Below are 18,942 nucleotides of genomic sequence, written 5' to 3' on the forward strand. Positions count from 1 at the left end.
CGCATCACCCTCCATGTTATTGCCTATTCTAGAAACGAAGGTTGTACTGGACGTAGAACAGGTCCGGCGCGACGCCGGGCGCTTTTGCTTTCAGAAAATCACCCGCAAACAGTTTCGAATATCCGACCAGGATATTGTTCTGCCGGTTGATATTGATGTTCAACCGGACGTCGATTTCGTCACCGACATAGCTTCCCGATTGGCCGGTTGCATCGCGCAGCGTGGCGTTGCCCGCGGCGTTGTACAGGAAGTCGCGGTTGTTGGCCAGGTAGAACCGGTGATACTGGGTGGTGAACGTCGCCCACGGCAGCGGATGCAGATTGAGCTGCGCGTTGAAGTCGTGGATGTTCTGGCGGCCTACCCGGTCGGCCCAGCCCAGGTAATAGTTGCCAAAAGGAAAGAGCTGGTTGAAAGTGTTGTACCTGCCGTCGCCCGGGTTCTTGTCGCCGGAGGCAAAGTCATAGCGAAGCCAGAACTGGGGATTCATGGGCGCGCCTTTGAAGTGGTAGCCGGCGCCCGATGCCACCGCGAAAGCGGAGACATCCATATTGGAAAATTGGCCGAATTGGTACATGCCTTCCAGTTCGTACAGGAACTGGTTGTAGTCGCCCGCCAACCGGCCTCCCAGCGTCTGGGTATTGGAGACGCCGCGCATTCCGGTTCTGCGGAAGGCGAGCTCCTGGTTATCGTCCAGCAGGCTCAGGAAATAGAGGTCGACCAGTTGCCCTTTCATGGGCCGGTAGGTTCCCCACAAGCCGAAGAACTCCCGTTTCGTGTCCCAGTTGTCGAATTGATTGGCTTCCGTGGTCATCGGCCGAACCCAGAATGCATCGAGGTCGAGCTCTGGCGTGCGCCAGAAGGCTTTGGCGCCCTGGAAGGTGCGGCGGGTGTTTACCCAGTCCAGGGTGGAAATGAGCCGCTGCGAGCCATAGAGCAATTCCTGGCGTCCGAAGCGGACATAGGCGGGACCGTTCTTGATATTCGCGATCTTGACGTCCGCGAACAGGTTCAGCATGTCGGTGTGATTCACATCCGTGGGCAAAGGCGCCAAGGCTTGGCCGAAGGTTCGCGCATCCAGGAATTCCGCGAATAGACGGACCCGATCCCGGTACCATAAATCCGCGTGAAAACGGCTGCGTATCATATGGTAACTGTCGTCTGCGCGGGTCAGCCGCAGGTCGGTTTCGCGCATGTACCGGTACCAGAAGCTGCCGCCGAGAGACAAGAGGAAATCATCGCCCAGGCGGATGCGCTTGATGGGATCGAACAGGTCAGGCTCATATCCCGGTTTCTCCATGTAGCGGAAATCCATGTCGAAGGCCGGAGTGGTCATGAGGGCGTACGGCGCGTAGGGCGAAACAGGCGGCGCTTCCCGTTTTTTTCCGGTGAGCTGATCCATGAGCGTGTAATAGCCGGGCCCGGAGGGTGCGATGGTGAACAGTCCCGGGCGCGGCGGCGCTGTTACGGGCGGCTGTTTCGACCAGTCGAAAGCACCCGAAGCCGGCTGCTTGCTTGCCGTTTCCGTCGTTCCGCCTACTTGCGGCTGGGCGGTGGGAGCCGCAGTGGTATTTCCCGCGGGAGGAGCTTCCGCAGCGAAGCCATCGAACGCGAGGACAACCAGTGTCCCCGCGCCCAGGCAGAAACTGAAAACCGATTTCATCGATTTCGCCCATTTCGCCGACGGAAAGGTTATTGTTGTTGGGCCGCTATTGCTGGAGAGTTGGCGGTAATCCCGATCCTGCGGGTTCATGGTTGAAGCTCCTTCCTGTGGTTTCCGTAAAAAAATGCGGGCAACTATAACAGAATCAGGGTTATTTTTAAATGATGATAATCAATGATATTGCCCGAATTCCCGCGTCACGCGGAAGCCCCCGGCTGGCTTCGATACGCGCCATACGCCCTCAGCGGTAAAACTTCCCCTCTCTTTCCGGCTGATAAATTATTTCCACTATTCGCACCTTGATGGTGCCGCCCCCCGGGCTCGGCCATTCGATTTCATCACCGGTGGAAAGGCCGAGCAGGGCGCTGCCCACTGGTGCAAGAATGGAAATTTTCCCCCCCGTATCATCGACATCTCTGGGATAAACCAGGGTCAGGCAATAGTCCTCTCCTGAAGAGTCGATGCGAAAGCGGACGGTTGAATTCATCGTGACCACCGAAGGCGGTATCTGGTCCGGTTCCACAATTTCTGCCCGTTCCAGTTCTGCAAGCAGCGCTTGCCGGCCGGGAAAAGCGTTCGCGGGCAATGCTTCCAGAAGCTTTTCGAGCCGCTCGAGATCCTGGGAAGTCAATATGATTTTTGGTCTGTTGTTCATTGTCTGCTCCGTTTAATGTGAATCGATCGAGAATTCCAATGGTCCTGCTCGCATTTCCGTCTCTTTTGCCTTCTTTTGCCTGGAACCAGGCGAAAGAAGGGAATTCGGACTACCCAGGGGGCGTTCCGCTTCTAGCTTCTAATCCGCTGAAATGGGTTTTTTCTCGGCTGGACAATATCGTCCAGAACCGCCGAACGTAGCCGGTGTGGGATGGCTGCACCCGCAGGCGCTAAGGAAGAGACGCTATTTTACATCAACGGAGCCAAAGAGGCATGGGACACGGCTCAATGTCGCTCGCATAAACACCGGATTTTGTCGCACTCGGTCGGGTTTTCGCCGCGGGCGGGGGCAACGGCGAAGCGCTACCTGGCGCGACGGGACGCAGATCTCATTCCGTATGCGTCCGATGTGCATGCACGCCATACATAATTGATCGTTTTTTCGCTGAAAATAGCTTTCTTTCTGTAGTCTACCACACAGACTTTCCCCTCGAATCAAGTCCAGGATGCAAGCATCAAGTCCAGGATGCAAGCTGGCTTTTGCTCTCGTGGCTGAAAGCCGCATTCGCCAAGTCAACCCAACCCTAAAGGAGCAACCCATGTCCCACACTACCGATCACAATATGCAATCTTGCGTTGATGCGTGTAATCGATGTCATCAAACGTGCCTCCACGAGGCGATGAACCACTGCCTGGAGTCGGGCGGCAGCCATGTTGCGCCCGATCATTTCCGGCTGATGATGAGCTGCGCCGAGATTTGCCAGACCTCGGCCAATCTCATGCTGAGCGCTTCGGCTTTCAGCAACCAGTTCTGCAGGGTTTGCGCGGAAGTCTGTGACGCCTGTGCCAGAAGTTGCGAACAGATAGGCATGGATGACTGTGCCAGGGTCTGCCGTGAATGTGCCGAGAGCTGCCGCCGGATGGCGGGTTTCAGCTCCCGCTGAGCTGCCGGCACACAGGAGCGATTTGCCGCAGACGATCTGCAGCGGGTCTTGGTTATTTCGGGAACCGCAATGTTCCGGCAAATGAGCGAGGTCCAGTGCTCGCTCTTCTATTGAACTTCATAGAGATGGCATTGGACATTGCGGTTGAGTACACCTCAAGCAAGAGGAGGGAAATCGTTTGTGGCCAAAAGCGGTTGGACCGCGTTGACCCGCCCCGATGTTAGGCGTAGAGTCGAAATACAGAACCAGCCTGGACAGGACGCCTGCAGGCGCGGAACTCTCATTCTCATGGAGGGTGCACACATGACTACAATGCAATCGCCGACTATTTCAAATCCTGCGGTGCTGGTTCCGGTGAATCCGGAAATCGAAAGGTATATGCTCAGTCTGGTTGGCCGGACCGACCATCCCGTGCTGGCAGATATGGAAAAAGTCGCAAAACAGAATAATTTTCCAATAGTCGGCCGCTTGGTGGGAGTTTTTCTGGAGACGCTGGCCAGATCAATCGATGCGCGCCGCATCTTCGAATTCGGCAGTGGATATGGTTATTCCGCCTACTGGTTTGCCAAAGCGACGGGGAAGGGCGGACGAGTGATCTGCACGGATGGGGATCCGCACAACAGGGAAAAGGCGGAGCAATATCTGAAAGCCGCCGATTTATGGGAGAGAGTCGATTTCCATGTGGGCATAGCACAGGACGCATTCGCAAAAACCGAAGGCATGTTCGATATCTGCTACAACGACGCGGACAAGGGAGATTATCCGGATATATGGAAGCTGGCCCGGAAGCGTATCCGCCCGGGTGGTTTTTACATTGCCGACAATGTGCTTTGGCATGGCCGTGTCGCCGTCGAGCGCTATGTCGATATCGTTCCCGGTTGGACCGAGGCTATTCTGGAGCACAACCAGATGATCTTCAGGGATCCCGAGTTCGACGCCTTTATCAACCCGACGCGCGACGGCGTGGTTGTGGCACGTAAGAAAAATACGTGATCTCGTTCCTTCTACAGGAATGCTGCGGGGCATCATGGCGGGTGCGATTTCTGTGGGCAGGCATCCAGCCAGGGGTTATCCGTCGTAACATTCATCCTTGCCAGTGTGAACTCTGCCAAGATCGAGTAACTTGCCAGTAGCAGTTTTCCTTATTTCAAAGAATTCCCTTGCTTGGTGTAGGGTTTCCCTTGCATACGTAGCGGCCCAAATAAGCTAGAATAAAATTAGCTTATCCGGTTGGCCTACCCTGCCGTGAAAACGAAAATACGAAAATTGTGGGTCGTTTTCTCCATTTCAGGTCTAACGGCTTCATGCGCACAAATGGATTCCCACAAAGCCATTCAGGATCCGTCCATCCGCATGGCTGCGGAAAATGCCGTAACCCAATGCGATCATTATGTTCTGGCGGAGCATTTTGAAGATACTGCCCGGAAAATGCTGGTAAAGGTATAGGAAAAAAAGGCGTTACTGAAACAGTATGAGAAGATCCGTCTGTATGGCTGGCAATCCCATAATTTGAAGTCGCACACCTCGGCTTTGATACGCAAATATGAGCAGGCTGTCCAATCGAATATGAGACATGCCTCATCTCAACGTCAAAAGGCGCACGAATTTGAAGGCCAATACCTCAGGCACGACAGTTTATGAAGCGGTTTGACCTTTTGAACCGTTCCCGCATCTCCGCTTATACCCTGCCTCATCACTGAGTATTTTCGGCGTCAACTCTTCAAAGATCAAAGATGTTCTGGGAAGGTATCTCCCAGCCGCCCTAACACCTGGAATGTCAATTTTGCATCAATAAAATGTGAAGAAAACTTGACAAAATACCCTTAAGTAAGTACTATATGTTTAAAGTTTAAATCCGTCGATTCGATTGACAGAAAAGATGTTCATACAAAAATCAATACGCACTTTTACGGTTCTAGCGCTCTTCGGGGCACTGGTTGGGTGCGCGCCCATGGGCGTGAATATTGCTGAAGAGGATGCGGCTACCCAATTGGCTATTCAAAATGCCGTAACCCCAAGCGATCATTACGCGTTGGCGAAGCATTTCGAGGATGCTGCAAGAGAAATGCAGGTAAAAGCAGAGGAAAAAAAGGCTCTGCTGGAGCAGTACGAGAAGATGCATCTGTATGGTTGGCAATCGCATAATCTGAAGTCCCGCACCATGGCTTTGATACGCAAGTATGAGCAGGCTGCGCAATCAAATGGCAGGGAAGCCGCTTCACATCTTCAGACGGCGCGTAAACTTAAGCGTAATGATGCTGAATACAAGGCGGCTTTAACCTTTTGAAAGATTGCGTTTCCGGATGGACTGATTGGGACTGGCTTGCCAAATCAGTCGGATTGCCCTGTCCCCACCCGGCCTGGAGTAAATTTTTCATAAGGGAAATGTGAAGAAAGCTTGACAAAGTATTCTTGAATGTGTATCGTTTTTTTAGCTGGGCCTTGATCGTCTGCCCCAGCAAGAGGACTCTGCCCACCCGTCCAGCAACAAGGTAGCAATGGACTTCTGACCACCCGTCCAGTTAGCAGTAAAGGACTCTGCCCACCCGTCCAGCAACAAGGTAGCAATGGACTTCTGACCACCCGTCCAGTTAGCAGTAAAGGACTCTGCCCATCTGTCCAGCAGCAAGATAGCAATGGACTCTGAACGCTCGTCCAGGTAGCAGTTAAGGACTCTGACCACCCGTCCAGCAGCGGTAATTATTATTCAATGGATAGGAGATCAAAATGGTAATGTCATTCGGCGCAACTGGGGACCAGTTATCTGGCGGGAAATGTAAACAGATACCAGGAGGTTTTTTTGCACTCCTGTTCCTGGTTGGATCATTAGGCGCATGCGCGCCCATGAGTAAAAACATAGTTAAAGAAGATGTCGCCAGCCATGCGACCATTCAGGATATTGCTACGCCAGGCGGGCATTATGCTTTGGCGAAGCGTTCTGAAGATGCCGCGAAGGAAATGCACGAAAAGGCAGAGGAACAGAAAGCGTTGCTTCAGCAGTATGAGAACGGGAACATGTATGGCTGGCAATCTCATAGCTTGAAATCGAATGTCCTGGCTTTGATACGGAAATATGAACAAGCGGCGCAATCAAAAATGCGAGAAGCAGCTTCGCATCGGCAAATGGCCCAGAAGCTCGAAGAAAATTATGTTGGACATAATAGTCTACGGCGCGACTCGGCCTTTTTAGAAAAGCGAGGCATTGATAACAAGACTGTTCAGTGATAACGGGGTTGATGAAAGGGTGCCCTTCGGAGGGAGTGTAGAACTGCCCAACGTCTTACACTTCCCTCCCTTTTTTCTCCTCTTCAGCCGCTTGTTTATTTCACTCTATTACCAGTATGTGGAATTCTATGACAGCCAATTATAAATGCGGTTTCTGTTTTCTTCTGAGCTTGTTTTTTACCGGATTATTGACGGCTTGCGCCAATACGGACATCCGTGAGGGCGACCGCTCTGAAACCCTTATTCAAGCTGAGCGGGATACGAGGACTCCTGCGGAACATATGGCGTTGGCAGAACATTTTGAAGAGTCAGCCAAAGAATTGCAATTGAAAGCAAACGAACAAAAAAAATTACTGCTCCATTACAAGAGCAAACATTATCTTTATGGCTGGGAGCCCCATGATGTAGAGGCGCAGACTCAGGCATTGATATTGAAATATGAGCAAGCTGCAAAAACATGTATGGCAGCGGCTATTTCTCATAGAAAAATGGCATCGGAAGCCAGCGAGCTAAAATAGCGACCTGGCATTACCCGATTTGCTTATTTTTCCAAATCATATTCGGCAGCTTGAGTTGGGATTGAAAAAATCGTCCGGCTGCGGATCGCGCCGTGCCGATACCTGGTTCCGCGGTGCAGCAATAGCAGCCGGATGGAACCGTTAATTTTTAATCCCAAACCAGGGTGGTTCTCCTCTCATCATTTCCGTCAGTGCATTCGCATCGGAAATATCGAAGCGAATCGTTTCCATGGGTTCACGCATATCCAATGCATGAACCCGGCATCTCCATCTTTTTACTTCATTCGCTGATTCACCAAACTTTTCGATTCTTCCTGAAACGATCCAAGGGAGAGCCGCCGGGTTGCAATAAATTTGTAAGATTCTGCTTGACATTTTAGGAATATCCGTTATCCTTCCTCTTAATACCACTGTTATCTGTAATGTTTTTACAGTTGAAGCGCGAGAACTTCACCTACAGTAACTTCATGTGGCCTTGGCTTAGGTTTCGCCAGCGGGAGAGCTGCAGTAAAAGGAATTTTGATTTTTGGTTTTAAAGTCTTAAAATGCCGCAAGAGTTGTAGAATCAAATAAACTGAACGTGTATCAATTAGAAGGACTCTGACCATCCGTCCAGCAACAAGGTAGCAGTGGACTCTGAACATCCGTCCAATTAGCAGTTAAAAGGACTCTGACCATCCGTCCAGCAACAAGGTAGCAATGGACTCTGAACATCCGTCCAATTTAGCAGTTAAAGGGACTCTGACCATCCGTCCAGCAGCAAGGCAGCAGTGGACTCTGAACATCCGTCCAATTAGCAGTTAAAGGGACTCTGACCATCCGTCCAGCAGCAAGGCAGCAGTGGACTCTGAACATCCGTCCAATTAGCAGTTAAAGGGACTCTGACCATCTGTCCAGCAACAAGGCAGCAGTGGACTCTGAACATCCGTCCAATTTAGCAGTTAAAGGGACTCTGACCATCCGTCCAGCAGCAGGCAGCAGTGGACTCTGAACATCTGTCCAGTAGCAGCAGCTATTTTTGTTTGATGGATAGGAGAATTCAAAATGGCAACCTTACTAGCCAAAGCCGAGGATCGGGTAAATAAAAAAATACCGTCGGCAAAAGAGTTTTTTATGGCCTTGTTCCTGCCTGGGTTAATTGCTTCAGGCACGCCGAATGCATACGGAGAAGATACCAATCAATCCAACTCCAGTGAATATCATATTGCCAGGGCAAAGTACTACGAAGAAACGGCTATGAACCTAAGCATAAAGGCGAAGGAGCAAGAGCAGCTTCTCGAGCATTACGAGGAAAAAAGCTATCTCTATGGTAAGCGTGCCCAGGATTTGCAAGCCCATACGTGGGCACTCATGCGAAAGTACCGGCGAGCCAGCATGGAAAACCTGACTAAAGCCGCTGATCATCGACGGATTGGCTCTGACCTCGAAAAAAATAATTATTTTTCATCTCGCCAACAAGAGGATGAACTGATATCGAATTGAGCGGGAAATGGATACCGTAATTATAAGAGTAACAGTTGAAGCAACGAGGTTCATGCAGGTTGGAGCCCAGGCCGGGATGTAAGAATATGTCATCATAAAAAGGGGCGATCATGAAAACCCTTGGGGATTACGAGAAGTTAGGTCTTGCATTTTTGAAAGGTGATCTGGGTGCTCAGTCCATCAATGACAGCTGCGTGCATGCAGATCAGGCCACCAAGCAGATGCACGTAATCATGAAATTGGCGCGGAGCTTGTTATTCCTGATGGTCTTCAGTTTGCTATAGTGGACCCCAGATACTGGACAGTGATTTAAGATGGTAGCCTGCTATAAAAAGGAGTAGGCAGTGAGTGAGAAGAAACGCAAGAATTTCAGTGGTGAGTTCAAGGCCAAGGTGGCGCTTGAAGCGATCCGGGGAGTCAAGACGGTAAACGAGATTGCCCGGGAGTTTGGGGTGCATCCGACCCAGGTGGGGTTGTGGAAGAAGGAGTTGCAGGGGCAGGCATCCGGGATATTCGACATTAGGCGCGGCCCCAAGCCGGTTGACCCATCCGCCAGCCCGGAGCGACTCTACTCTGAGATCGGGCGGCTGAAGATGGAACTGGACTGGCTTAAAAAAAAGTCCGGGATCAGTCTATAGGAGAGCGCAAGCGCTGGGTCAGTCCCAATGATCAGTTGGCACTGACCCGGCAATGCGAGCTGGCGGGGGTCGCTCGTTCCGCCACCTATGCACCGCACCGGGCTGTTGAACCGGACGAACAGGAATTGATCCTGTTGGTGCAGATCGATGCCGAATACACAAGGCATCCTTTTTACGGTAGCCGCAAGATGACGGTGTACTTGCGCGGCATGGGGCATCGCATCAACCGCAAGCGAGTGCAGCGGCTCATGGGCAAGCTGGGACTGGCGGGCATGGCGCCGGGGCCGAATACCAGTCGCGCCACCCAGCAGCACAAGGTCTATCCGTACCTGCTGCGCGGGGTAGAGGTGACACGGCCCAACCAGGTGTGGAGCAGCGATATTACTTATCTTCGCCTGGCGCGGGGATTTGTGTACCTGGTAGTGGTGATCGACTGGTACAGCCGCAAAGTTCTGACGTGGCGCGTGTCGAACACGTTGGATAGCGGGTTCTGTGTAGACTGCCTGGAGCAGGCATTGCAGACCTGTGGCCCCCCCGAGATATTCAATACCGATCAGGGCTGCCAGTTTACCTCAGAGGCATTCATCAGAGTGCTCAAGGCGCATGGTATTGCCATCAGCATGGACGGACGCGGACGGGCATTGGATAACATCTTCGTGGAACGGCTCTGGCGCAGCGTCAAGCACGAGGACGTGTATTTGAAAGGGTATGCCACCGTGCCTGAACTGCTGCTGGGATTGACAGAATACTTTGTGTTTTACAACACGGAAAGATCACACCAGTCGCTGGACTATCGCACGCCCAACGAGGTCTACCAGACAGCAAGGGGCGGCGGGGCAAGAATTGTGGATAAATTCAGTGAGCGAGAAACATCTCACTCAGAAACCGAATCGGAGCAGCGCCGTTCCGCTGCATGTGATCAGCTACCCTCTTAAACTCAACCTGATATTGTCTTGACTGAGGGGTCCACTTTATGCTTTATTCGAACAGCGTCCAGGCCAACAATACTTTTAACTCGAATACTTTTGACCTAAACGGGGCTACTTCTAGTAATACCTTGAATGCCAACAGTTCCACCTCAGATAATTTATTATCCCTCATTAAGAATAGCGGTATCCAAATAGGTGGATGGATGCAACTCGGGGCTACCTATAACCCGGGTAATCCGGGCAACGGATATAACGGCCCTGTTTCCTTTGCTGATCGGTCAAATAGAATGCAACTAAACCAATTCAATATATTTGTTGAACGACCGGTGGTGGCTGAAGGCGATGCATGGGATTTTGGCGGCCGTATCGACTTCATGTTCGGCACGGATGCCATTTATTACCAGGCAGCCGGGATTCCTCCTTTCGATGTAAACAGTGGCGAGCCAAATAATAGAGGCAGCTGGGACCTGAATATTTGCTGCAAGTCGACCCGCACCTACGGCATAGCATTTCCTCAGGCCTATCTCGAATTCTATGTGCCCGTCGGAAATGGCCTCAATGTCAAGGCGGGCCATTTTTTCTCGCCAACCGGCTATGAGATTGGCCCGGCGCCCGATGTTTTCTTCTATTCGCACGCATATTCCTTGGATAACGGCCATCCCTTTACACATATGGGATTATTGCTCGAATATAAGCTCACCAAGAATTGGTCTCTGATTGGCGGGCCGCTCACCGGTAGCGGCACGGGGGGCTGGGACGCCAATTTAACCAGAACTGCATTAACCAACTGGAACGGCATAGGAGGCATTGCATGGGTTGGCGAGGACAAGAGGAACTCATTTAATATATTGAATACGTTTGGCGACGTTTCGGCAACGACTCATGAACCCTGGACCCTGATCAGTTCGGTTTTGCAGTACCGCATTACCGATAAAACTCACTTTGTTGCGCATTACGTTCACGGTTTCGTAGGCGGAGCATTAATGAACGGGGTAAAGAAGGACGTAGAGTGGCAGGGAGTCAATACTCATTTGTATTACGATCTTCTGGAGGATCTTTCCATAGGAATTCGTGGCGAATGGTTCCGCGACAGGGACGGTTTTCGGGTTCTTTCTCCTCTCCGCGTGGCTTTTGCCACTAATAATCAGGGGGTAAGTTTTGCAGGCAACTTTCCCATTACTTCCGCACCCGCGGATTACTATCAAACCACCATAGGACTGAACTGGAAACCGGCGAAAAGATTGAAACTCGATAATTGGAAAGCGGCGCGCAGTTTCAATGTGCGACCCAATATCCGCTACGATAGAGTGGTGGGGCTTGAACAGCCATATCGGCCTTTCGACAACAAAAAGGACCAGTGGCTATTTTCGCTTGATTTCATGGTATCGTTTTGATCACTGAGGGCAGGTTGGGTAGCGAACACTCTCATCACCGGATCGATGCAAATGACTATCAAATAGGACGAAAACATATTTTGTGTTTCCAGATACAGAATTGTAGATATAGGCGACAGTTACTTCATGGTGTTGTTTCCAGATTGAACGCATATAACTGTATGGAGAATAAGATTTTTTAGAACACTAATCTTTTGGCATATCCTGGAATAGAATCCGGCCGCGCAGCATGAAAATGTATGACGAATCCCTAACTTCCCAATTTATGCTGATGCCTGAAGATGGAAATTTAATGTTGCTTTTTGTTATTAAGTATGTACAATTATTTCCAGTAACAGTAATTTTATTGTGGTTTAAGGATTCGCCATTATTTGGGTTGCTTCAGCAGCAGTGGCATAGCAATTTGTAATATGCTGTACCTGGATCAGGCCAGGCCTTGCTTGGGCGGTCGATCAAGACGGTGCAATTGATGTAAAGAGAAACTAGGGTTCCGGTTTCCTCGATAGGAAATGCCTGGTCCGAGAGTTTCCGGTCTCGTCATGACGAGGCTCCACGGAGGGATAAAAGCCCGGGAGATAATGTAGTGATACATTGCTCTTGGGGTTTTACCCGACGATTAAAGGAGACTTCGTTATGCATTTCCTTTCCGTACGTTCCGTACCTGTACGTCCCTTTCCTGTCGTAATCGTAATCGATTGCAGGCAGCCGCGAGGCTCGCTTGTCTCGCGTAGCTCCCCCCGTGCGGTTTCCGCCATAAAAAGGGCCATGAGCGGCTGGCAGGACCTTGTTGCGATCTTCTCGCCGGGAGAAACATCATGCCAGTGAAACAAAGCCTGGATGGTCCTGCTTGTCATGCCGCTGCGGCAGAGGCTCATACGCTCAAGCGGACGTTGAGTGTATGGAACTGTTTCACTTTGGGATTTTCGGTGGTATCGCCGGTGGTGGGTCTTTATGCCATTTTCGGTGTCCAGAACGTAGTCACCGGAGGAGGCTGGATACTTGCCCTGGCGCTGTGCCTGGTCATGCAGATGATGGTGGCCACGGTCTATGCCGAACTCTCCTCCCAGTTTCCGATAGCAGGCGGCGCCTATAAATGGGCCCGGCAACTCATAGGACCACGGGCGGGGCAATACGCCGGCGTGATCTATGTCAGCTCCACCATCGCCATGCTCACCACCACGGCCTATACGGGGGGCATGTGGCTGGCGGCGGTTTTCGTGGGCGGCGATGCCCAGGGTGCGACAGCCGTGTTGTGGGGAGGCATATTCCTGCTGATCTGCACCACGGTCAACATGGTCCACCAGAACATATTCAAGGTCATCAACATGCTGGGGGTCTGTGCCGAAGCGCTCGGATCGGTATGCGTTGCGCTGGTATTGTTCTTTTTCTTCCGCATCCACCCTGTTTCCGAGCTGTTCCAGCACCTGGGCACCGGGCTTGCCCCCACCAGCATGACGGCATTCCTGGCGGCGGTGGCCATCGCCGGATGGGCATTCATTGGTTTCGACGCCTGCTCCACGATAGCGGAAGAGGCGCACCACCCGGAACGGATGATTCCCCGGGCGATCTTCCTGTCGCTGTGCGCCGTGGGCACCGTGGTGCTTTTCAACTCCTCCTCGCTGATGCTGTCCGTCGACCATGGCGTCCTGATAGAAGCCAGCGCCACCTCCGACCCCATCTCACCCATCATCACGGGCACCATCGGGGCGTGGGCTGCCAAGCCTTTCCTGGCGATCGTCATGACGGCTTTTCTCTCCTGCGGCTCATCGGTGGTCAATTACGTATCGCGCATCGTCTTCTCGATGGCGCGCGAAGGGAACATGCCTGCACCGCTCTCGCGCGTGACGCGCCACAAGATCCCGCGCAACGCCATCCTGACCACGGTTTCACTGTCCGGGCTGGGACTGCTTTTCGGCCTGAACGACGGGGCTGTCGCCACCATCATTGCCTTTGGCACGGGCGGGCTGTACGCCATGTTCTCCTTCACGACCGGGGTTGGGCTCTACAGCCGGCTGACGGGGCGGTGGAATCCCGCGCTGGGGGCCTTGAAGCTGGGCGCACTGGGACTGGCGATCAATACAGTGGCGTTTGCATGGGCGTTGTTCGAACTTGCCAACATCGCCTGGCCGCGCGAATACGTGGTGGCGGCCGGTGCTCCCTGGTGGCAGCTTTATGCGGTCCCGCTGGTGCTGGGAAGCATCCTGGGAGTAACTACCCTGCATATATTGATGAACAATAATCGCAAGGAGCACAAAAAAGATGACTCGAAAAGAATCACAGCCGATATGAACCAAATGTGAACTGCAGGACTGTCATCAAGCGCAGTCGACAATTTATTTTTCATGAGGAGAAAAAATGAAAAATCCAAATACATTTCTGTGGAAAGAAGCCATTCCCGGGGGTTCTCACTGGTCCGGCGTCATCCGCCGCGGCACGACGCTGCGCCTGACGGATATGGCGGGCGGAGCCAACGCGGCAGTGCTTTTCTATAACCTGGAAGAGAAGCTGGAGCGCTACAACATGGCGGACACGCTGAAGTGCCAGCATACCTTCCGGCTGACCAAGGGGCACGCCTGCCATTCCGACATGGGACGCATTTTCTGCTGCATCACGGAAGACACCACGGGCTGGAACGATACGGTATGCGGCTTGAGCGATGCGGAATTGATACGCCAGAAATATGGCGTAGGGCGGTACCAGGAGCTTCGCAACGAAATGTTTCGCAGCGGGCTGGACGGGATGCTGGTGGAATTGGGGAAGTGGGGGCTGGGCATGCGCGACGTGGTATCCAACATCAACTTCTTCAGCAAGGTGACCGCCAATTCATCCGGAGAACTGGAGTTTCACCCCGGTAGCAGCAAGGCGGGCGATTACGTGGACCTGAGTTTCGAGATGGATACGCTGGTGGTGCTATCCGCAGCGCCTCATCCGCTGGATCCCTCTAGAACCTATCACCCCGGGGCAGTCAAATTGGCGACATTTGTCACTCCCTCTGCGGTTTCCGGAGATTTTCGCTGGCAGGCGAAGGAACCCGCATACATCCCGGAGAACGAGAGGGGACTCCAAAACACCCAACGTTTATATACCTGTGGAGGTGCAGCATGAGTGTACGAAAGCTTGTTGAAAATGATTTGAGCCCCGCTCTTCCGGTAGTGGATGAGATTTGTCCGGCGGGCGAGCCCTGGGTCAAGGTAGTGAAGAAAGGCCAGGTGTTCCGCATTGTCGACCTGGAGGGCAACCAGGCGGTGGATACCCTGTTCTACAATGCCCACGATGCGGAAGAACGCTACAGCGCGACCGATACGGTACGCCGGCAGAACATGCTGTACCTCACCACGGGCAGCCGGCTCTACTCCAACTTTGGCAACGTCATGCTCACCATCATCGCCGACACCTGCGGGCGGCACGACACGGTAGGCGGCGCCTGCTCGGCGGAGAGCAACACGACGCGCTACGCGCTCGAGAAATACCCGATGCACAGCTGCCGCGACAGCTTCCTTCACGCATTGGCGCATGATCCGGTATGCAAGCAATTGAACATGAGCAAGCGCGATATACCGAGCAACATCAATTTCTTTATGAACGTGCCCGTATCTGAAGAGGGCGGGCTGGATTTTGCGGATGGCGTTTCTGCGCCGGGCAAATATGTGGAGATGCAGGCGGAGATGGATGTGGTGGTGCTGATTTCGAACTGCCCGCAGCTGAACAACCCATGCAACGCCTACAACCCCACTCCGATCCGCTTGCTGGTATGGGGTTAGTCAGCCTGAGTCAGATGGAAGAAGGGCGTTCTGTTTAATTTTAATGGCTCGAAACCGGGGCATGGAAATAGCGGAACAAAGATGATTGGCAGGATTGCCTGCCTTAACCTGGCGGAATGTTCTGCCAAAACTGGGGACAAAAATGTTTGAAAGAGAAGTGGTCACGGATGAAAATGCAGCACCAGCGAATAAAAATGTTGCACTTACCATTGATGTGCTCGATCCCGCGGGAGTACAAACCACCATACAGGATTATCCTGGACGGTTAGGTTACTGGAATATCGGCGTGCCTCCGTCCGGACCCATGGATGGCCTGGCATTCCGCCTGGCAAATCGTCTCGTGGGCAACGCGGAAGGGCTGCCCGCCATGGAAATCACTTTTAGCGGCCCGACTCTACGCATCAATTGCAATAGCGTCATTGCAGTGACCGGAGCGCCGATCCAGGTGAGCCTGAACGGAAAGCCGCTGGCGCAATGGCAGTCACATGAAGTTGCAGTCGGCGCGTTGCTTCAGTTCGGCGATATTCTGGACCTCGGCGCTCGCGCTTATCTGGCGGTTCAAGGTGGTTTTCAGCTATCCGACTACCTCGGCAGCAAATCCACTTTCATACTGGGCCAGTTCGGCGGTACCGGAGGTGCGCTGCATACTGGCGATGTGTTGCATATTGTCGAGGCTCGCGTTCATAACCCTCGCGTCCTGCCACAGGAATTGATTCCGGGATATACCAATACCTGGAAGATCGGTGTGCTATATGGTCCCCATGGTGCGCCCGATTTTTTTACCGATGAAGATGTCAGCACTTTTTTTGCTTCCGAATGGAAAGTACACCATAACTCCGACCGTACAGGCGTACGCCTGATCGGTCCCAAACCGAAATGGGCGCGAACCGATGGCGGTGAAGCGGGACTGCATCCCTCCAACATCCACGACGTGGCGTACTCTATCGGAGCGGTCGATTTTACCGGCGATCTGCCTGTCATACTTGGGCCGGATGGTCCAAGCCTGGGAGGTTTTGTGTGCCTGGCCACCATGGCTCATGCCGAGCTATGGAAGATGGGCCAGCTCAGGCCCGGCGATACGGTGCGCTTTCATCAAATGTCCATCACCGAGGCACAAGCGCTCGAAGCATCGCAGGATGCATTGATACGAGATCTGCGCCAACCCAAAGAGTCGCCGGCAACGCCAATAAAAGAAAGAGGAAGCCCCATCCTCCATACCATTCCCGAGAGTGCCCAGCAGATACGGGTGCTATATCGGCAGGGTGGCGACAAGAATATGCTGGTTGAGTATGGCCCGCTGGTACTCGATCTCAACCTGCGCTTTCGCGTTCACGCTTTGATGGAATGGCTCCAGCGTGCCATCGATTCAGGCCGTCTCGAGGGGATGGTGGATATGACCCCTGGCATTCGCTCTCTGCATATCCATTTCGATTCCAAATTACTACCACGCGACAAGCTGCTGGCTACGCTCATTGCGGCGGAAAAGGAGTTGCCCGCCATTGAGGACATGGAAGTGCCCACGCGTATCGTGCACTTGCCATTGTCATGGAATGATCCATCGGTCCAGCTGGCGATGAGAAAGTACATGCAGTCCGTGCGTAAAGATGCCCCGTGGAATCCGGATAACATCGAATTTATACGGCGTATCAATGGCCTGGATAGCATCGAAGAGGTGAAGCGCATCATATTCGAGGCAAGCTACCTGATAATGGGGCTGGGCGATGTCTATCTCGGTGCGCCGCTTGGAGTGCCCCTTGATCCACGGCATCGCCTGGTTACCACTAAATATAATCCGGCGCGCACCTGGACGCCCGAGAACGCAGTAGGTATCGGCGGTGCCTACATGTGCGTATACGGCATGGAAAGTCCCGGGGGTTATCAACTCGTCGGACGCACGGTTCAAATGTGGAACAGCTTTAACCAGACGAAAGATTTCAAGGATGGCAAACCATGGCTGCTGCGTTTTTTCGATCAGGTTCGCTTCTATCCCGTGACCGAGCGGGAACTGCACGCATTGAGGGAAGATTTTCTCCATGGGCGTTTCAACCTCCGTATCCAGGAAACCAGTTTCAGTTTGAAGCAATACAACACTTTCCTGCAGGAGAATGCGCCAGCAATCGATGCCTTCAGGGTCAAGCAGAAAGCCGCGTATGTCGCCGAGCGTGAACGCTGGAAGGCGGGGGGGCAGGCCAATTACACAAGCAGCGATGGTTCGCAGGACAACGCGAGCGCTCCGCCAAGTGAAATGCAATTGCCGGAAGGGATGCATGCCATTCGCACCCACGTAACTGGCACCGTATGGAAACTCCTGGTCAAGGAAGGGCAACGCGTGACGGCAGGAAGTCCGGCAGCAGTAATCGAATCAATGAAGATGGAGTTTACGGTGGAGATACCGATCGACGGTACCGTCCAGCAATTGTTTTGTAAAGAGGGCGGTCGCGTATCCGCGAGGCAGGTTCTCCTGGTAATCAAGGAGGATTGAGCGGATGCGGGTTGTCCGGACGAAGAACAGCCCGCACCGCCATGAGCGATGTCTTCCAGTCAAGGCAAATGTCATGCATGTCATGGACCTGGCCGCCCAGGAGAAATGACGGATGCAGTGACTGGAATCCGCCAATAGTCGCGCCCATGATAAACGGCTTTTAAACAATACAGAGATAGAGGATGCTATGAACCAGCTAACTTCCGACATGATTGCCACTCCCGATATCAATGCCGCCCCCATGCAAAATCAGCCAGGCACCCTCAGCGATGCCATCGCTGTCGAGCTCATTGACGATGCGCCCGGATCGAAGTGCTGGAGCGCAGCGGCAATCCAGGCCCTGCTGGATCTGCCATTCAATGACTTGATGCATCGGGCTCAATTGATCCACCGTCAGCATCACGATCCGAATGCCGTGCAGCTTTCCACATTGATTTCCGTCAAGACGGGAGGGTGCCCCGAAGATTGCGGATATTGCCCCCAGGCCGCACGCTATCACACCAATGTCGAGAACCAGGGCATGTTGCAGCTCGAGGAGGTCGTGGCATCGGCGGCCGCAGCCAAGGCCCAGGGCGCGACACGTTTCTGCATGGGTGCGGCATGGAGGGGGCCCAAGCAGCGTGACATCGAGAAAATGGTGGAGATGGTAGGCGCGGTGAAAGCACTGGGACTGGAAACATGCGCCACGTTAGGCATGCTGAAGCCGGGGCAGGCAGAGCAGCTTCACGATGCGGGACTCGATTACTACAATCATAACCTCGACACATCGCCGGAATTTTATGGCGAAATCATCACGACCCGGGGTTACCAGGATCGGCTGGACACTTTACAGAAAGTGCGTGGAGCGGGGATCAACGTATGCTGCGGAGGCATCGTCGGCATGGGTGAGTCGCGCCATGCCCGGGCCGGCCTGCTTGCCCAACTGGCAAATCTCGACCCTTATCCCGAGTCCGTCCCTATCAATCATCTGGTACAGGTGGAAGGCACGCCCCTGCACGGCACCGAAGCCCTGGATCCTCTGGAGTTCGTGCGGACCATTGCAGCGGCGCGCATCACCATGCCGAAAGCCATGGTGAGGCTGTCCGCTGGCAGGCGCGAGATGCCGGATGCCGTGCAGGCACTGTGTTTTCTTGCCGGCGCCAACTCGATCTTTTACGGAGACAAATTGCTTACTACCGGCAATCCGGAAGCGGAAAGGGACAAGGCATTATTCGATAAGCTAGGGTTGAGCTCGATGTAGCAGCCGTCGTGATTC

The 18,942-nt window shown here is 53.1% G+C and carries 19 protein-coding genes and 1 riboswitch; of the genes, 15 read left to right on the top strand and 4 right to left on the bottom strand.

Features of this window, described 5'->3' with window-relative positions; genetic code table 11:
- Positions 1-28 precede the first annotated feature (28 nt).
- Together ACZ5CE_RS04510 and rnk are read right to left on the bottom strand one after the other, a co-directional pair.
- Complete coding sequence (locus ACZ5CE_RS04510; RefSeq protein WP_464576617.1) at positions 29-1,660, bottom strand: alginate export family protein; 1,632 nt, start codon at positions 1,658-1,660, stop codon at positions 29-31.
- Between the two features lie 241 nt (positions 1,661-1,901).
- Entirely contained in the window at positions 1,902-2,315 is a 414-nt protein-coding gene (rnk, locus tag ACZ5CE_RS04515; RefSeq protein WP_464576619.1) for a nucleoside diphosphate kinase regulator, read from the bottom strand.
- A 622-nt stretch (positions 2,316-2,937) separates the two neighbouring features.
- On the opposite strand from rnk, the gene ACZ5CE_RS04520 reads away from it, so the two are divergent.
- The 6 genes from ACZ5CE_RS04520 to ACZ5CE_RS04545 all read left to right on the top strand — a co-directional run bounded on the left by ACZ5CE_RS04520 (position 2,938) and on the right by ACZ5CE_RS04545 (position 7,001).
- Entirely contained in the window at positions 2,938-3,258 is a 321-nt protein-coding gene (locus ACZ5CE_RS04520) for a four-helix bundle copper-binding protein (protein WP_464577427.1), read from the top strand.
- 303 nt (positions 3,259-3,561) lie between these two features.
- On the top strand, positions 3,562-4,251 hold the full coding sequence (locus ACZ5CE_RS04525) for an O-methyltransferase (RefSeq protein WP_464576621.1): 690 nt from the start codon (positions 3,562-3,564) through the stop codon (positions 4,249-4,251).
- A 321-nt stretch (positions 4,252-4,572) separates the two neighbouring features.
- Positions 4,573-4,704 (top strand): hypothetical protein, encoded by a 132-nt coding sequence (locus tag ACZ5CE_RS04530; protein WP_464576623.1) that lies wholly within the window; start codon positions 4,573-4,575, stop codon positions 4,702-4,704.
- Positions 4,705-5,209: 505 nt separating this feature from the next.
- Positions 5,210-5,545, top strand: a complete 336-nt coding sequence (locus ACZ5CE_RS04535) for a hypothetical protein (RefSeq protein WP_464576625.1) — start codon at positions 5,210-5,212, stop codon at positions 5,543-5,545.
- Between the two features lie 440 nt (positions 5,546-5,985).
- On the top strand, positions 5,986-6,483 hold the full coding sequence (locus ACZ5CE_RS04540; protein WP_464576627.1) for a hypothetical protein: 498 nt from the start codon (positions 5,986-5,988) through the stop codon (positions 6,481-6,483).
- Positions 6,484-6,611: 128 nt separating this feature from the next.
- Positions 6,612-7,001 carry a hypothetical protein gene (locus ACZ5CE_RS04545; RefSeq protein WP_464576628.1) on the top strand — a complete coding sequence of 130 codons (390 nt, stop codon included), beginning with the start codon at positions 6,612-6,614 and terminating at the stop codon, positions 6,999-7,001.
- 141 nt (positions 7,002-7,142) lie between these two features.
- On the opposite strand, the gene ACZ5CE_RS04550 is transcribed toward ACZ5CE_RS04545, so the two are convergent.
- On the bottom strand, positions 7,143-7,376 hold the full coding sequence (locus tag ACZ5CE_RS04550; protein WP_464576630.1) for a hypothetical protein: 234 nt from the start codon (positions 7,374-7,376) through the stop codon (positions 7,143-7,145).
- Positions 7,377-8,045: 669 nt separating this feature from the next.
- Between ACZ5CE_RS04550 and ACZ5CE_RS04555 the strand changes: the two genes are divergently transcribed.
- From ACZ5CE_RS04555 to ACZ5CE_RS04590, 8 genes are all read left to right on the top strand, one after another.
- Positions 8,046-8,483 (top strand): hypothetical protein, encoded by a 438-nt coding sequence (locus tag ACZ5CE_RS04555; RefSeq protein WP_464576632.1) that lies wholly within the window; start codon positions 8,046-8,048, stop codon positions 8,481-8,483.
- A gap of 110 nt (positions 8,484-8,593) precedes the next feature.
- Positions 8,594-8,767 (top strand): hypothetical protein, encoded by a 174-nt coding sequence (locus ACZ5CE_RS04560; RefSeq protein ID WP_464576634.1) that lies wholly within the window; start codon positions 8,594-8,596, stop codon positions 8,765-8,767.
- Positions 8,768-8,827: 60 nt separating this feature from the next.
- Positions 8,828-10,056, top strand: a protein-coding gene (locus tag ACZ5CE_RS04565; RefSeq protein WP_464574421.1) for an IS3 family transposase whose coding sequence is annotated in 2 segments (ribosomal slippage) — positions 8,828-9,104 and positions 9,104-10,056 — 1,230 coding nt in all. Because the reading frame shifts where the segments join, the coding sequence is not laid out codon by codon here.
- A gap of 38 nt (positions 10,057-10,094) precedes the next feature.
- The gene (locus ACZ5CE_RS04570) at positions 10,095-11,444 is read left to right on the top strand and encodes a porin (protein WP_464576635.1); all 1,350 of its coding nucleotides are present in this window, start codon (positions 10,095-10,097) and stop codon (positions 11,442-11,444) included.
- A gap of 471 nt (positions 11,445-11,915) precedes the next feature.
- Positions 11,916-12,021: riboswitch (guanidine-I (ykkC/yxkD leader) on the top strand.
- Positions 12,022-12,259: 238 nt separating this feature from the next.
- The gene (locus ACZ5CE_RS04575) at positions 12,260-13,744 is read left to right on the top strand and encodes an APC family permease (RefSeq protein WP_464576636.1); all 1,485 of its coding nucleotides are present in this window, start codon (positions 12,260-12,262) and stop codon (positions 13,742-13,744) included.
- Positions 13,745-13,799: 55 nt separating this feature from the next.
- A complete protein-coding gene (locus ACZ5CE_RS04580; RefSeq protein WP_464576637.1) occupies positions 13,800-14,549 on the top strand; it encodes an urea amidolyase associated protein UAAP1 in 750 nt (249 codons plus the stop codon).
- The gene (locus ACZ5CE_RS04585) at positions 14,546-15,205 is read left to right on the top strand and encodes an urea amidolyase associated protein UAAP2 (RefSeq protein WP_464576638.1); all 660 of its coding nucleotides are present in this window, start codon (positions 14,546-14,548) and stop codon (positions 15,203-15,205) included. Before ACZ5CE_RS04580 ends, ACZ5CE_RS04585 begins: the two co-directional genes overlap by 4 nt.
- Before the next feature lie 142 nt (positions 15,206-15,347).
- The gene (locus ACZ5CE_RS04590; protein WP_464576639.1) at positions 15,348-17,687 is read left to right on the top strand and encodes a 5-oxoprolinase/urea amidolyase family protein; all 2,340 of its coding nucleotides are present in this window, start codon (positions 15,348-15,350) and stop codon (positions 17,685-17,687) included.
- Here ACZ5CE_RS04590 and ACZ5CE_RS04595 read toward each other — a convergent pair.
- Positions 17,674-17,835 (bottom strand): hypothetical protein, encoded by a 162-nt coding sequence (locus ACZ5CE_RS04595; protein ID WP_464576640.1) that lies wholly within the window; start codon positions 17,833-17,835, stop codon positions 17,674-17,676. The genes ACZ5CE_RS04590 and ACZ5CE_RS04595 overlap by 14 nt on opposite strands.
- 39 nt (positions 17,836-17,874) lie before the next feature.
- Here ACZ5CE_RS04595 and bioB point away from each other — a divergent pair, with 39 nt between their 5' ends.
- Positions 17,875-18,927: a biotin synthase BioB gene (bioB, locus tag ACZ5CE_RS04600; protein WP_464576641.1), complete on the top strand. Its 1,053-nt coding sequence runs from the start codon at positions 17,875-17,877 to the stop codon at positions 18,925-18,927.
- The last annotated feature ends 15 nt before the right edge of the window (positions 18,928-18,942 follow it).

The sequence above is a fragment of the Nitrosospira sp. TNL200 genome (assembly GCF_055386305.1).

Coding starts and splice junctions, on each gene's coding strand:
- ACZ5CE_RS04575 (WP_464576636.1), top strand. CDS start 12,260: ATGCCAGTGAAACAAAGCCTGGATGGTCCTGCTTGTCATGCCGCTGCG.
- ACZ5CE_RS04570 (WP_464576635.1), top strand. CDS start 10,095: ATGCTTTATTCGAACAGCGTCCAGGCCAACAATACTTTTAACTCGAAT.
- ACZ5CE_RS04545 (WP_464576628.1), top strand. CDS start 6,612: ATGACAGCCAATTATAAATGCGGTTTCTGTTTTCTTCTGAGCTTGTTT.
- ACZ5CE_RS04585 (WP_464576638.1), top strand. CDS start 14,546: ATGAGTGTACGAAAGCTTGTTGAAAATGATTTGAGCCCCGCTCTTCCG.
- ACZ5CE_RS04555 (WP_464576632.1), top strand. CDS start 8,046: ATGGCAACCTTACTAGCCAAAGCCGAGGATCGGGTAAATAAAAAAATA.
- ACZ5CE_RS04550 (WP_464576630.1), bottom strand. CDS start 7,376: ATGTCAAGCAGAATCTTACAAATTTATTGCAACCCGGCGGCTCTCCCT.
- ACZ5CE_RS04520 (WP_464577427.1), top strand. CDS start 2,938: ATGCAATCTTGCGTTGATGCGTGTAATCGATGTCATCAAACGTGCCTC.
- ACZ5CE_RS04590 (WP_464576639.1), top strand. CDS start 15,348: ATGTTTGAAAGAGAAGTGGTCACGGATGAAAATGCAGCACCAGCGAAT.
- ACZ5CE_RS04530 (WP_464576623.1), top strand. CDS start 4,573: ATGGATTCCCACAAAGCCATTCAGGATCCGTCCATCCGCATGGCTGCG.
- ACZ5CE_RS04535 (WP_464576625.1), top strand. CDS start 5,210: ATGGGCGTGAATATTGCTGAAGAGGATGCGGCTACCCAATTGGCTATT.
- ACZ5CE_RS04595 (WP_464576640.1), bottom strand. CDS start 17,835: ATGGGCGCGACTATTGGCGGATTCCAGTCACTGCATCCGTCATTTCTC.
- ACZ5CE_RS04525 (WP_464576621.1), top strand. CDS start 3,562: ATGACTACAATGCAATCGCCGACTATTTCAAATCCTGCGGTGCTGGTT.
- ACZ5CE_RS04560 (WP_464576634.1), top strand. CDS start 8,594: ATGAAAACCCTTGGGGATTACGAGAAGTTAGGTCTTGCATTTTTGAAA.
- ACZ5CE_RS04510 (WP_464576617.1), bottom strand. CDS start 1,660: ATGAAATCGGTTTTCAGTTTCTGCCTGGGCGCGGGGACACTGGTTGTC.
- ACZ5CE_RS04540 (WP_464576627.1), top strand. CDS start 5,986: ATGGTAATGTCATTCGGCGCAACTGGGGACCAGTTATCTGGCGGGAAA.
- rnk (WP_464576619.1), bottom strand. CDS start 2,315: ATGAACAACAGACCAAAAATCATATTGACTTCCCAGGATCTCGAGCGG.
- ACZ5CE_RS04580 (WP_464576637.1), top strand. CDS start 13,800: ATGAAAAATCCAAATACATTTCTGTGGAAAGAAGCCATTCCCGGGGGT.
- bioB (WP_464576641.1), top strand. CDS start 17,875: ATGAACCAGCTAACTTCCGACATGATTGCCACTCCCGATATCAATGCC.